This window comes from Prevotella sp. LCP21S3_D2 (assembly GCF_052118345.1).
In the GTDB taxonomy this organism is placed as follows: Bacteria; Bacteroidota; Bacteroidia; order Bacteroidales; family Bacteroidaceae; genus Prevotella.
Window position 1 is genome coordinate 94864 of record NZ_JBQKHJ010000005.1, and the last position, 14106, is coordinate 108969.

Here is a 14106-nt window from a genome sequence, read left to right on the forward strand (position 1 = left end):
CAGACTGCACGGATTTTCACAGATTCATCTTTCCAGAAAGAGAGTTACAGATATCTGTGTAATCTGTGAAATCTGCGGGAGATTAGATTACTTCAATTTTACAGTTACTGCCTGACCGGCATACTTCACCATCTTGCCCTTAGGAGCCTTGGCGAGGTTAACGCCCTTGTTGTTCTGGGCATTCACCAGAATCACGTTGAAGCGACGCTTCTGCAGCATTCCGTCGAATGAACCCTTGCGAGCACCAATGGTCAGGGTCTTCTGGGCATCATTATACTTGAAGTCTATCATAGCATACTTGCCCTTCTCGTAGTTGTAGTTGGTTCCCTCGTCCTCATAGAGCGTATAAGAACCGTCCTTGCCTGCATAGACATAGAGGTCGATGAGCTCAGCCTTCTTCTGGTCGCTCCACTCCATCTCCGGACCTACAGGAAGGATAGAACCCTCTGGTACGAAGACAGGAATCTTATCGAATGGCGCATCGGCTACGATGGTCTGACCACCTGCATAATGCTTGCCGGTATAGAAATCGTACCAGCCCTTCTGCTTAGGAAGATAAACGTTACGGCTGTACTTCTGATACTCGCCTACAGGACAAGCCATCAGGGCAGGACCGAACATCCACTGGTCCTTGATGTCGTAAACATTATCATCGCCGTTGAAGTCCATCACCAATCCACGCATCATGGTGTAATCCTTGAAATGAACCATACCAGCCATACTGTAGAGGTAAGGCATCAGACGGTAACGGAGCTTGTCGTAAGCCACGATGGTCTTGTAAGCCGGATGATTGGCTGGCGCAATATTCCAGACCTCACGCAATGGCCACTGGCCATGAGCACGATAGAGCGGAACGAAGCAGCCGAACTGGTTCCAGCGAGCCTGCAACTCACGCCACTCCTTCAAGTCGGCATTCTCCTTACCGGTCTTGTCGAACTCCTGCTGGGCAGCCACGTAGCGGTTCTCTACGCAGAAACCACCCTGGTCCATTCCCCAGAAAGGCAGACCCGCCATAGAATAGTTCAAGCCGGCAGTCATCTGAGCGCGCATGTCCTCCCAACGGGTAGCAATATCGCCCGACCAGGTAGCCGTGCTGTAGCGCTGCTCGCCTGCAAAGCCCGAACGGGTAAGGAGGAAGACACGCTGGTTAGGATTCACGCTACGCTGGCCATGATAGATGGCGTCAGCATTCACGATACTGTAAGCGTTGAAATATTCGGTTGATGTTCCGAGGGCTGTAGGACCGGAAAGGGCCTTGCGGTACCACATCGGAGTACAGTCGCGAACATTAGGCTCAGAAGCATCCATCCACCATGCGTCGATTCCGAACTTATACTTGGTATAGAGATTCTCGTCCATCTGGCGCCAGAACATCTTTCGTGCACCAGCATCATAAGCATCATAGAAAGAGCCACGGAAGCCGAGCCAGTCATGAATATCGTCCTTGATAGCCTGGTGATACATCCAGCCCTTCGCATCAATCTCCTTATAGTTCTTGACGGTATCGTAGAACTTAGGCCATACGGAAATCATGAATCTTCCGTTCATGGCATGTACGCTATCGAGCATCGCCTGCGGATTAGGATAACGTGCCGCCTCAAACTCATGGCTTCCCCATGAATCGAGCTTCCAGTAGTTCCAGTCCTGAACGATATTGTCTACAGGAATCTTCAGGTCGCGGAACTTCTTGAGGTTCTCCTCGATGTCCTTGCTACTCTTATAGCGCTCACGGCTCTGCCAGAAACCGAGGGTCCACTTAGGATAGAGCGAAGCCTTGCCGGTAAGCGTACGGTAACCCGAAATCACCTCGTCGAGGTTCTGACCGGCAATGAAGTAGTAATCCATGTCAGGAGACATTTCGCTCCAGATGCTCAGCTGGTTCTTCTCAGCCTCAGAACGAGGAGCAGCTACGCGAAGACCGCAGTAGGAGACATCGCCATCCGGCTGCCACTCGATGCGAATAGGAGTCTTTACACCCTTCCTGATTGGAGTTTCAAACTTGAAGGAATTAGGATTCCAGGCTGTACGCCAGCGCTCAGGCACAACCAGCTTGCCGTCGATATAAATCTTCATGTAGCCGGCATAGTAGAGGATAAACTGGTAGAAACTGTTGGTTGGAGCCTCCACATAACCCTCGTAAACCACCTTGGAACCATTCAGGGCAAAGCCCTTTGGCAGGTTCTGGATACCGCCCTTGTCGGTCTTGTTGCAGATTTCAGAAGTCTCAGGCATCGCATATTCAAAGTAGATGCTGTCTTCGCCTCGAACAATCTTCTGTCCGTTCTTGTCCACGTAAGTACCGGTAAGCTGACCTTCCTTTCCGTCCTTGTCGTAAAGCTTGAAGGCACGGTTGAGCTGGAGATAATCTTCAGGATTACCCCAACGGCAATAAGAATAGGAATCCCAGAGAATACCGTAGTTCTTGTTGGAAATGACGAAAGGCACACTCACCTTCGTATTATACTGGAAGAGGTCTTCGTTCTTGCCCTTCATGTTGAGTTCCTCGCTCTGATGCTGACCGAGCCCATAGAAAGCCTCGTTGTCTGGAGAATCGAAGAGGGCTCTCCATGACCATCCGTGCTTCTGAGATTCAGGAACCTTGGCGATGTCTACGCCAATCTCACGGTCAGGAACGGTAAAAGGCTTGAAAGTCTTACCACCCTGAGCCACCTCGTTGAGGAGCACATGATCCTTCAAATCATAGAATGTAATCTGACCGGTAGCCTCATTCAACACGGCGCGCATGGCGGCTGTGGTAATGATGAGCTGTTCGCCCTGTTCCTCTACCTTATAATTAGCCTTGCCTTTCTGAGGCACGATGATGAGACTCTGCTTGTCGCGGAATCCCTGCTCGGCAGTAGCCTGCACACGGATAATCTTATCGCTCACCACCTGGAGGCGAATCTGACTAGGACCAAAATTCTGGTGCTGTTTCAATTGAACGGTAAGATAGTTACCTTTCTGAATAAAGCCTGCTGCCTGGAGCCCAGAAGCGCTCATCAGCAAAACGGCTGAAATCAATAACGTCTTAGTTAGCTTCATACTATATTGTTTATACAAGTTTTTTAAACTTATGATTATTAGATTGAATATCTGCCTGCAAAATTACTTCTTTTTAGTGATAATAATACGTGGAAATGTAACAAAATAGGGTATAAAATGTTAATTACCACATTTTATACCCTTTTCGTTAACAAGAAATCAAGAGATTCCTATGGATTCCTATGATTAGATTCTCTCGCCATTCAATTTCTTCTTATACTGGGAAGGCGTCAGTCCATAAGCCTCCTGGAAGTATTTGGTGAAATAGCGAGGATTGTTGAAACCTACCGTATAAGCGATTTCGCTGATGTTCAGCTCGTCGCTATGAATCAGCTCTTCAGCCCGCTTGATGCGCTTGGCACGCAGATACTCTGAAGGAGTGGTACCCGTGAGCGAAACCATACGCTTGTAGAGCTGGACGCGCGACATGCAAAGATGAGCACTCATCGACTCTACCGAAGTATCCGGATTGCCCATCATGTCCTTGATGTATTTATCCACATCTGCCAGGAACTTGCGGTCGCTGGCTGTCATTTCAAAGTCGCCCAGTTCTCCCTTAGGAATCACTCTCTCCTTAGGCTGGCTTGAATCCTTCTTCTCTTCCTTATTCTTATCAAGGAAAGAACGACGGGCAGAACGGCGTGCCCAACCCAAGAGATTGCGGATGCGCAGATTGAGCATATCGATATTGAACGGCTTGATGATGTAATCGTCTGCTCCACTCTCCAATCCCTCTACCTGATGGTCGGTAGCCAGACGCGCAGTCAGCATCACAAACGGAATGGAAGCCGTCTCCTCGTTGCTCTTCACCATGCGGCAGAGCTCGATTCCGTCCATCACAGGCATCATCACGTCAGAGAGGATGACGTCCGGGCGAACCTCGATAATCTTCTGCCAGGCATCCTTACCGTTCACGGCCTCGATGACCTGATAGTCGGTAAGCACATCACGCATAAACTCGCGGAAGTCATCGCTATCATCTACCAGAAGCACCTTAGCCACATAGTTCTTGCGGGCAGGCTTGGCGGTTAGCGATGAACGATGAACGCCATAGAGCGCATCAGAAGAGCCTCCCTCCTCTACCGTTTCTTCCATCGTATCTTCTGCCTTATGAACGGTAGCGATGACTGGAGCCACACGCATGGATTCCAGATGGGCGTTGGTCTTGGCAGCTCCGCCATCATCCATCGGCAAGTCTACGATAAAGACTGAACCGCCGCCATCGTTGTCTCTTACTTCTACCTGACCTCCGTGAAGTTCTGTAAACTTCTTCACCAGGTTGAGGCCGATTCCGCTTCCACCGGCAGGCTGCATTTCCGTGCCGTTCACCTGATAGAAACGCTCGAAGACGTGCTTCTTCTCCTCATCGCTGATTCCCTTGCCGTTATCGGCTACGCTGATGCGCAACATGTCGTGGGTATGGTCTTTTACCTCTACGCCCAAGGCTACGGAAAGTCTAACCGTAATAGATCCTCCGTCTGGAGTGAACTTGTAGGCGTTACTGAGGAGATTATTGACAATCTTGCCCACCTTGTCTGCATCAAAGGTCATGATCAGCTTGGAAGTAAACGACTCGAAAGACAGATTCACCTTATTATTAGCCAGGATTCTGAACGAATTGCAGATATTGTCCACGAAGCTCACGATGTCCATACGGGCAAGAGACAGCTTCTCCTTGTTCTGGTCGAACTTGCGGAAATCCAGAATCTGGTTGACCAGATTCAGCAGTCGGGTTGCATTACGATGAATCAGCTCGAGCTTTCTGCGCTTCTCTGGGTCACCCTCATCCCGAATCATGGTAACAAGAGGCGAGATAATCAGGGTGAGCGGAGTTCGAAGCTCGTGGCTCACATTGGTAAAGAAGTTGAGCTTCAACTCGTTCATCTCACGGGTCTTCTTGATGCTGTCTTCCCTGATCTGGATTTCATACTTCACTCTCTGCTTCTCTATCATGCGGCGGCGATAGTACCAGAACGCAGCCACAACGAGGAGCAGATAAATAATGATGGCCCAGGTAGAGAGATAGAACGGCGGATGGATATGAACCTTCAGCCGGCTCACCTCTTCGCTCACGGTTCCGTCTCCATTCACCACCTTCACTTCGAGCACATAGTTGCCTGAAAGGAGATTGGTAAATGTAACTTCCGATCTTCCGTCAGGAGTCATCATCCACTTATCATTCAATCCCTTCATGCGATAAAGGAAACGGCAACGTGCCGGAAGCGACACCTGATTGGAAGCCAGCTGGATGGTAAACGCCTTGTCCTTATAACTCAAGTCTAGTTCCGGATTGCTGTCGAGCGATAATTTGAGTGGCACTCTGCCCTCGAACTTTTCGCCCGCAGTAAGAGGATGGTCAAAGAGAACAAATCCGCTGAAGAGCACATGAGCCTGCTGCCTGCTTGTGCGGATGGTTCTAGGCCGGATGATGTTGATACCGTCCTGACCACCCACGGCAATCGCTCCGTTTCGCATCAGATAGGCAGAACGGATATTAAACTGACGGCTCTGCAATCCATCCAGCGAATTGAAACTGATCATGGTAAGATTCCACTTGCCCTGAGCATCCTTGGTCAAGGTTACACGGGTGACGATAAACTCGGAAACCAGCCAGATATTATGCTGCTTGTCCTCAACAACCGCACAGCCCACAGCTCCTGTGGTTCCATTCAGTTCGTTGATGGATTCATACTGTCCGTTGCTGCTGTCATACATCGAAATACCTCCAGGCGAAGCCATCCACAAGATGCCACGGCTATCCTTCATCGCATAATTGATAGAAGGACTCCCGAAAGGAGTTCCGTCCTTGGTACTATTGATGTTAGTCATCTTCCTACTATGAAGATCAAAGACAGAAATATACTGGGAATGACCTATCAGAGCCTCATGATTATTGAGCAGGAAAATGGAATTGATGAAATTGCTCGTTATTCCCGAATTGGCAATATTGAAGGTAGAGAATTTCTCTGTGACAGGATCAAAAATCTGCACACCACTTCCCAAAGTACCGATAAGCAGACGATGCTGAGGGTCTTCCTGGAAGCACCAGACGCTATTATTAGCCAATCCGCTATTGGAAATATTGAAAGTCTTCCACCTGCCATTCTTAAACTGGGTAAAGCCGCCGTTGAAGGTTCCGAAATACATGGTTCCATCCTTCATGGTCACGCTACTCACCACGACATCCGAGCCAAGACCGGTCTGAGCCTTACCGAAATGCCAGGTCTGTCCGGTTACAGGATTATAACCCACGATTCCCATATCGTTGGTTCCACACCACAGATTTCCTGCCAAATCCTGCGTAATGGTACAGACATCGCCGAGCGGAATGGTATTGAACTTGCTGGAAGATGGTGAATAATAAGCCACACCATTCTTATAGCTGCCCACCCATACGGCTCCAAAATTATCAATATAAACCTTCTGTAAAGAATTGTCTACAATACTTCCCCGGGCATTACTATGCACATACTGGTGAAAAGTCTTTGACTTGAAATCAATATAGAAAAGTCCATGATGATCGGTAGCAACCCACAAGGCACCATTTGGGTCTACCTGAAGGTCGCGCATGACGATGCGGTCTTTTACAGGAACAAGAATTCCTCTCTCTGCAAGATAAGAACGGGCAGTAAGCCATTGTCTGTTAAGAGAATTGAAGACATAAGATTCTGTTGCTGTAGAAACCCAGAAAGTATGATTGTTCTCTACATAACTGTAAGCGCCATTATCTCCACAAAGACGATGGTCTTTCAGGAAAGAATTATACCAGAGCACGCTCTGTTTGTCGCCATCCAGCAGGCACAGCTTTCCGTCGCCATAAGTAACCAGCAGCTTGCCGTCTACATCCTTCAGGTTGCTAAAGTCGCCATCCAGGATACAACCGCTCTTAGGCTTCTTCGCATATTTGAACAGGTATGTGGTTTCGTTCTTTACGTTATAATAATAAAGACCCTTTCCCCACACCTGAATCCACATGTTCTTCTGTGAATCCACCAATACTCTCTGTGGTGCACCCTCTACGTTGATGGTCTTCAACCATACTTCCGGCTTGCGGTCGAACTGCTCGGTAGTAGGGTCATAGACACAATAACCCACAGAAGTATGCACCCAGATTTTTCCTTCATTGTCCTCCTGTAAATCATCTACGTAATTGTTGGCCAATGAAGTCTGGTTTGTGGCACTATACAAGAAGGTCTTCATTCGGAATCCATCAAATCGATTGAGTCCCGACTGAGTACCAAACCAGACGTAACCTGTCTTATCTTTCAAGATAGCATTCACCTGGCTATTACTGAGTCCGTCACGGTTATTCAAACTGGAGAACTCGATGTTTTGCAAAGCCGCTCTCATCTGGAGAGGCTGCAGAAGCAGCACAAATCCGAGAATCATGAGGGCCCGCCTTAGCAAATTCAAGTTTTTAAACATGCTCATTCAAGGTTTATATTTATAGTTTGTCGTTTTTATCTTTATCATCGCTTTCCATCGAGGTTCATCAGTCTTCAAAGTGGTCTTTCAGTTCTAGGGAAAAGTTCCTTTAACCCTGCTTCTCAGAGCTTTCTCTGATTTTCAGAATCATCGGCACAACTTCCTTGTAGATTTGCTCATCCCCATTGATGCTGCGCATGAGCAATTCGCAAGCCTTGGTACCCTGTTCGTGCGCCTTATCCATGATGGCAGAAAGGCGGGGAGTAACGAAGGCTGCCGTATCTCCATCCGTGAATCCGATAATGGCAACATCTTCAGGAATGCGCAAGCCCTTAGCCTTGATGGCATCAAAGGCAGCATAGGTAATGATATCGTTGAAGGCAAGAATAGCATCCGGGCGATTCTCACTCTCCAGAAGTCGAAGTGTAGCATTACGAGCTACATCGAAATCTATCTTGTCACAGACTACCAGATTGCGGTCGATAGGAATACGGTTCTCCCTGAGCGCTTCCAGATAGCCATGCTTGCGACGGCGAACCATATCGAGATGATTAGGACCGCCAATGAAGGCAATACGGCGGGAGCCTGTCTCAATCATGTGCTGAGTAGCCTTCTGAGCCGCCACATCACCATTACCCACAACCTGAGAGAACTTTTCTTCCAGGCAGCAACGGGCAAAAAACACCAAAGGAACTCCCATCTTGTGGAGCTGCTCGAAATGAGAATAGTCGGTAGTATCTTGTGCAAGGCAAGCAATAATACCTTCCACATGCATATCGAGAAAATTGTCAAGAGCCTTCGCTTCGCGCTCATGGTTCTCATGACTATTGGCACTAATAACCGAATAGCCACACTTTGAGGCATAATCTTCTATGCCATCCAGCACGGCAGCATAATAGTGGGTAACCAGATTAGGAACGATGACGCCTATCACCCTTGGAGCTTCCTTCCGAAGACTCTGTGCAAATGGGTTAGGCCGATAGTTGAGTTCCTTTGCCAAGGTCTTGACTTTCTGAGTCATTTCCTCTCCCACCTCATGGCTATTTCGTAAAGCTCGAGACACGGTAGCGATGCTCACTCCCAACTTGTCTGCGAGATCTTTTAGTGATGTTCTACGTTGCTTCATTTACTAATAAGTTAGATTAGAAGATGCATTATTGCACTTTTACGTGCAAAGATACAGTTTTTATTCGAATTTGCAAACGTTTACGTGTGTTTTTTCTAGAGAAAATACTTTTTTTTTCTATAAAAACTTGTAATTTTGCAGCCAGTAAGTAATGAATAGTTGATAATAAGTTAGTTAGAAACAAAAGGTTTCAGACTGTCGGGAGACAATCTGAAACCTTATTTTTTTACCATATCCTCAAATATCGCATTCAAGTTTCACAAGTTCAGAAGTTAAATATAATATTCTGCAGAATCTACCAAGCCCGCTCTTAAAGCATATTTTGTAGCCTCATGAACATTATTGACGCCCAGCTTTCTGAAGATATTCTTACGATGGGTGTTCACGGTATGGAAACTGGAAAAACGCTTTTCGGCTATTTCCTTCGTAGTCATTCCTAATGCAATATCTTTCAGAATCTCAGTCTCAGTCTTGGTAAGATTTACCTTTTCTTCTGTTTCTTTCTTAGGAGCGAGCAATACTTCCATCATGCGCTGGCAGATGAAACGGTTGCTGGCTACACAGAAACGGATAGCCTCCTTGATTTCCATCAGCGGGCTCTCCTTCAGGAGAATACTGAACATACTACTGCTAGCCACGAGTACCTTCACGAAGTCGGTACTCAAGTCTTCACTAAACAAGAGCCATCGGGTATAAGGAAAACGTTGGTTCAGGATGAGCAGCTCTGCTGCATCGTTGATGTCGAAGTTCGTATAGTCGAGTATCACGACCGTATCTTCGTTATCTTTGAGCGCAAGCATCAGCTCAGCCTTGTCTTCCACATACTTGCTTTCCAGCCCTTCCATTTTCTCTATCACGTAGCTGAGTCCTGCTCGCGTGATGTCCTGTCTGTCTGCTAGCAAAAGTTTCATGATTCTATCTCCTATCTTATTTTATGTTGCTGATGACAAATATGATTTCTGATGGTCCGCTTCCAGACCATCAGAAATTGATTAGAACGTCATGAGGAATCCCATGCGGATGCCCCACTTGTCTACATTAGGATGATTCAGGTAATTGATACGGCGCACATAGTCAATTCCGAAGAACTTGAAGATGTTGTGCACGCCAGCCACCAATTCCCAATATGGAGTATCACCAAAGGTGTAAGAGTTGTTTGGGAACTTGAAGAGAACATCATCGTTCGGATTCTTCAGCGGATTGTTCTTATCCGTAAGTTGTCCCCAGACTCCCTTGGCTGCAATATATTCACGCCACTTGAGTTTCTTGATGAGCGGAATACGATTGAGCAGCTTGCCGTTCATATCCCAGGCTACAGACCAGAACACCTGACGGTCGCTCAGGAATTCCCAGTCTTTCATCATACTGATAGTGGCCTCCTGTTCAAAGATAGAGAGGTTGACAGGTGGCTGGATAAGCATGCTGAATGGCACCTTGTTCCATTGTATCTTACCCACAATATTGAAATCGATGTAGCCGAAGCTTCCCAACCATTGGCGCTTGTAAATACCAAGGCTGGTGATGTTGCTCTTATACTGTCCACCCATAAAGCCATCGAGACCCGTCGTATGGCGCAAGCTGAGCTCAGGACTATCCAGATTGATAGGCAAGCGCTGCTGCTTGGTATTCACATAGGTAACACCAGGATTGTAATTGAGTCCTGCCGAAACCTCCGTGGTACGGATTTTCTTTACTTCTTCGCCCGTGTTCACCTTATAATAACGCAGGTTGCCCACGGTACGGTTGCTCTGCCAACGTATATTCGTATCGAAGCGGAAGCCCCAATCGGTCTCGTAGACAAAGCCCAGCTTCTGGCGCTGGTAGAGATACATCTGATCCTGAGTCGTGGCACGAAGGGTCATGAAGAAGTTGTCCTTGTTGTGCAACAGGTTGTCATCAGATGGAGAAGTAATATCATGTCCCATCTCGAAGGTCAGGTTGCGCATAGGGAACTCGAACGGACTGTTTTTCTTCTTGTTGAAAGAATAGGTCAGCACATGACCATAATACCATTCATGACTCTTCAGACCATAGGCTCCGTAACCATTCCAGAAGAAATGAGGATTGAGCGCAGCCATCGTACGACCAGCCAGACGCAATCGGATTCCATCCACGAAGTTGTTGGAAAGGAACGTATTGATAGGTCCCAAGTCGAAATAACTTCTGTTTTCCTTATTCTCCTCGGTCTTCTTGGCATGAGCCACCTCAACATAGTTCTCCATCAGGGCTCGCACACCCAGGATAATGTATTTGAAGCCCTTGGAATTCTCCATACGATGAATGAAACTATCCATCGACGATTCGCTCTTCGTAAGGCCTACCTGTCGGTATTTATTCCAGTAAGCCTCATCACGGTTCATGGCGTCCATATCGTGCCTTATCTTCGCCTTGCCCTTGAACAGCTGCTTCGGCAGTTCATCAAAGGCATAGTCGGAGAGTCGCGTATTTCTTACCACCAGCAGGTCCTGCAACAGATTATTGATGTGCATTTCTGCCACCATATCGTCCTTGGTCAAAACCCACTCGCCATTATCGAGCTTCGTAAATTCCTGCTCTATCTTCATATCCTTCACCCAGTTTACATCACTATTGTGAGGCATGTAAAGATTACATTTCTTTACATGCAGGGTGCTGTCAGCAAGCACATAGAGCTCTCCACGGAATCCGAAGTCCTGACTGTTGGCAGGAATAAACTGCAGATGATAGCAGAGATCGCGATCTACATAAACCGTATCCTCTATATAATAATGGTAGAAGGAAATAGCTGTTCTACCGATAGGAGAAGGGAACGGATATTGCAGGAGGCGCACATAATCATCGTAGATATCGACATCGGTAAATACATCCTTGAGAACGGTATTGATGATTTCACCCGTCTGAATCACCTGACCGATACCATTACTCTGCTGACCCTTGATAATATCTTTCTCGCTCTTTGGATCCTTGCGGTAGATATGCTGCGAAACCGTCTCGTTGACCTGCACAGGCAAGGTCAGCTTATCATTATAAGGCGATTTCTCCACCTGGTCCAGCAGATACTGACGCTTGCTGAAGAACTTGCCCTCCAACTGTTCCTTGGTCAAATCGTTGAGCGCCAAGGTTAACTTCTGATATTTATCAAACTGATAATAATCATGATTGGACAGATTGCTCTTCTTCTTGGCAGCAATCACACGTCGCATCAGCTCTACAGCAGGATTTTCCTTTCTTTTGTACTTACCTTTCTTCGATTTCACCACCACCTCGTTGAGCCGGCGGCTATCATCTTTCAATTTCACTTCCAGAAAATTGAGCTTTTCGCTAATCTTCACAGTCTGTGACTTATAGCTGAGGGCACTCACGGTAAGCACCCATTCGGGATGCTTCTCGATGGTAAACTTACCCTCTCCATCACTTGAAACGGCAATCTTGTGTCCCTTATATTGCACGCTAGCATAAGGCACGGCAAAGCCATCCTCGTCGATGACGCGACCGCTGATTTTTTGCTGTGCAGCCATCTCAAGCGCACAGACCATCAATGTAAAAAACAACAAGAATGATCTTTTAAAATTCATATCCTTCATTAACCTCTTTCTAATAATACCTTATTTATATAATAAGCCATATTTAAGCTCTTTTGGGCTTCATTTTTGGCTTTTTTCCGAATTCGGATGCAAAGATATACATATTATTCTGAAAATAATCGAAAACTATTTGGATATTTTAGTTTTTTAGCGTAATTTTGCAACCGAATTACAAACAATCAAGCAAAACGAATAGAAATTAGGCAAAAATGAACAATAAAGGAAATCTAACCAATGAACCCCCTCCGCTGCTGCCCGTCATCATCGGAACAGGCTTCGGAAGCGGCTTCTGGCCTTGGGGACCAGGCACGGCTGGCTCAGTCTTGGCCACCCTTATTTGGGCATTGATGGCTTACCTCGGTGGCTTCAACGGGGAAACGCTGCAAAGCATCACCTTCTTCCTGGTCATCCTCTCTACCCTGTTAGGAACCTGGGCTACAGCCCGACTACAGCCTTATTGGGGAGAAGACCCAAGCCGAGTTGTAATCGACGAGATGGCTGGCGTATGGATTCCGCTGTCCCTAATTACGCCATTTACTACCACAGGAGCACCCAAGGATGCCTGGTGGTGGGCTTTGGTTGCCTTGGTTCTCTTCCGCTTCTTCGACATGGTGAAGCCGCTTGGCATCAAGTGGCTAGACCGCAAAGAGGGAGCCTTCTATGTCATGGCAGACGACCTGCTGGGTGGATTCTATGCAGCCGTCGTCATGCTGATTGCAAAAATCATATTTTTATGGGTAAGATAAAGCAGGAACTGGTAACCTTCGGAAAGGCTGAGCTGACAGCATCAATAGCCTCGATAGTAGACTTCGGACTGGCTTTCTTCCTCTCCGATATCATCGGAATATACTACGGACTAGCCAATGCCCTGGGCGTCATGAGTGGCGGAATCACCAACTGCACCCTCAACTACCGCTACGTATTCGGCGACTCCAAGCGCAAGAAGAAGAGCGTGGCATGGCGATATTTCATCATCTGGGCCTTGAGCTGGACACTCAATTCGGGCGGTACCATCGCCTTGACAGAAGCCATCAACCTGCATGAACACGTCAATATCCACTACATGATTCCAAAATGTGTGGTTTCATTTCTTGTAGCTGTGCTGGTGAATTATCCCGGACAGAGGAAATTCGTGTTTAAGAAAAAGGACGAAGAAGAGGTTCCTGAAGGAAGGAATCCTGAAGACCTCCAATAAGAAAGGAAAAAGAATATTAGGAAATTACAAATGACAATAAACAAATGAATTACAGAGATTTCTTACAAAAAGTAATCTACGTGATGATCAATCCGCTCATCAAGGCGATGATAAAGATTGGAATCACGCCAAACATCGTGACGCTGGTAGGTTTTATCGGCAATATTTTTGCTACCTGCTTCTTTATTGACGCAGCGTGGATTCAGGGAATGGGCGGAGTCAACAGCGACCCTACCCTGATGACTGCCGGCACTAGCGACTATACTTATGCCGACTGTATGACTCTCATCGGATGGGGTGGATTTATCATTCTTGCCTCTGGTCTCTTCGATATGATGGATGGAAGACTGGCCCGTATGAGCGGCAAGAGCAGCCTCTTTGGTGCACTTTGGGATTCTACGCTCGACCGTTACAGCGAGCTGGTCAGTCTCTTCGGCATCTGCCTGGTCTTCCTCCTTACCGACAAGGGCGAATGGTTCTGGATGGGCGTAATGACCTTTGCTGCCATGACGGGTTCCGTGATGGTAAGCTACGTTCGTGCCCGTGCTGAAGGCCTTGACATCGAGTGCAAGGTAGGATTCATGCAACGCCCGGAGCGAGTAGTAGTTACTGCCGTATCTGCAATCGTTACTGGCATTACCGGAGATTTATGGTGGTTGGCGAGCGGCATGATTCTCATCGCCATTCTTGCCAACATCACAGCATTCTGGCGTATCGCACATTGCTATCGAGTAATGAAAAAAAAATAAGAGAAA

8 protein-coding genes are annotated in these 14106 nt (G+C 47.2%); 3 read left to right on the top strand and 5 right to left on the bottom strand.

The window, feature by feature from the left end:
- Window positions 1-87: 87 nt before the first annotated feature.
- From ACTQ16_RS05525 to ACTQ16_RS05545, 5 genes are all read right to left on the bottom strand, one after another.
- Window positions 88-3042: a TIM-barrel domain-containing protein gene (locus ACTQ16_RS05525; protein WP_441936530.1), complete on the bottom strand. Its 2955-nt coding sequence runs from the start codon at window positions 3040-3042 to the stop codon at window positions 88-90.
- A 186-nt stretch (window positions 3043-3228) separates the two neighbouring features.
- Window positions 3229-7431, bottom strand: coding sequence for a hybrid sensor histidine kinase/response regulator transcription factor (locus tag ACTQ16_RS05530; RefSeq protein WP_441936532.1), 4203 nt, complete (start codon window positions 7429-7431; stop codon window positions 3229-3231).
- A gap of 145 nt (window positions 7432-7576) precedes the next feature.
- The gene (locus ACTQ16_RS05535; RefSeq protein WP_294969514.1) at window positions 7577-8593 is read right to left on the bottom strand and encodes a LacI family DNA-binding transcriptional regulator; all 1017 of its coding nucleotides are present in this window, start codon (window positions 8591-8593) and stop codon (window positions 7577-7579) included.
- A 272-nt stretch (window positions 8594-8865) separates the two neighbouring features.
- Window positions 8866-9504 carry a response regulator transcription factor gene (locus ACTQ16_RS05540; RefSeq protein ID WP_294969516.1) on the bottom strand — a complete coding sequence of 213 codons (639 nt, stop codon included), beginning with the start codon at window positions 9502-9504 and terminating at the stop codon, window positions 8866-8868.
- Between the two features lie 81 nt (window positions 9505-9585).
- Entirely contained in the window at window positions 9586-12147 is a 2562-nt protein-coding gene (locus ACTQ16_RS05545; protein WP_441936534.1) for a DUF5686 family protein, read from the bottom strand.
- A gap of 218 nt (window positions 12148-12365) precedes the next feature.
- Between ACTQ16_RS05545 and ACTQ16_RS05550 the strand changes: the two genes are divergently transcribed.
- From ACTQ16_RS05550 to ACTQ16_RS05560, 3 genes are read left to right on the top strand one after another with little or no spacing between them, the layout of a single operon-like run.
- On the top strand, window positions 12366-12902 hold the full coding sequence (locus tag ACTQ16_RS05550; RefSeq protein ID WP_294969519.1) for a phosphatidylglycerophosphatase A family protein: 537 nt from the start codon (window positions 12366-12368) through the stop codon (window positions 12900-12902).
- Window positions 12890-13351 (top strand): GtrA family protein, encoded by a 462-nt coding sequence (locus tag ACTQ16_RS05555; RefSeq protein WP_153122561.1) that lies wholly within the window; start codon window positions 12890-12892, stop codon window positions 13349-13351. The genes ACTQ16_RS05550 and ACTQ16_RS05555 overlap by 13 nt, the downstream gene beginning before the upstream one ends.
- 44 nt (window positions 13352-13395) lie before the next feature.
- Window positions 13396-14100, top strand: a complete 705-nt coding sequence (locus ACTQ16_RS05560; protein ID WP_294969525.1) for a CDP-alcohol phosphatidyltransferase family protein — start codon at window positions 13396-13398, stop codon at window positions 14098-14100.
- Window positions 14101-14106: the final 6 nt, after the last annotated feature.

Excerpts from the sequence above, each read along its gene's own strand:
- ACTQ16_RS05525 (WP_441936530.1), bottom strand. The coding sequence starts at position 3,042 with ATGAAGCTAACTAAGACGTTATTGATTTCAGCCGTTTTGCTGATGAGC.
- ACTQ16_RS05530 (WP_441936532.1), bottom strand. The coding sequence starts at position 7,431 with ATGATTCTCGGATTTGTGCTGCTTCTGCAGCCTCTCCAGATGAGAGCG.
- ACTQ16_RS05535 (WP_294969514.1), bottom strand. The coding sequence starts at position 8,593 with ATGAAGCAACGTAGAACATCACTAAAAGATCTCGCAGACAAGTTGGGA.
- ACTQ16_RS05540 (WP_294969516.1), bottom strand. The coding sequence starts at position 9,504 with ATGAAACTTTTGCTAGCAGACAGACAGGACATCACGCGAGCAGGACTC.
- ACTQ16_RS05545 (WP_441936534.1), bottom strand. The coding sequence starts at position 12,147 with ATGAATTTTAAAAGATCATTCTTGTTGTTTTTTACATTGATGGTCTGT.
- ACTQ16_RS05550 (WP_294969519.1), top strand. The coding sequence starts at position 12,366 with ATGAACAATAAAGGAAATCTAACCAATGAACCCCCTCCGCTGCTGCCC.
- ACTQ16_RS05555 (WP_153122561.1), top strand. The coding sequence starts at position 12,890 with ATGGGTAAGATAAAGCAGGAACTGGTAACCTTCGGAAAGGCTGAGCTG.
- ACTQ16_RS05560 (WP_294969525.1), top strand. The coding sequence starts at position 13,396 with ATGAATTACAGAGATTTCTTACAAAAAGTAATCTACGTGATGATCAAT.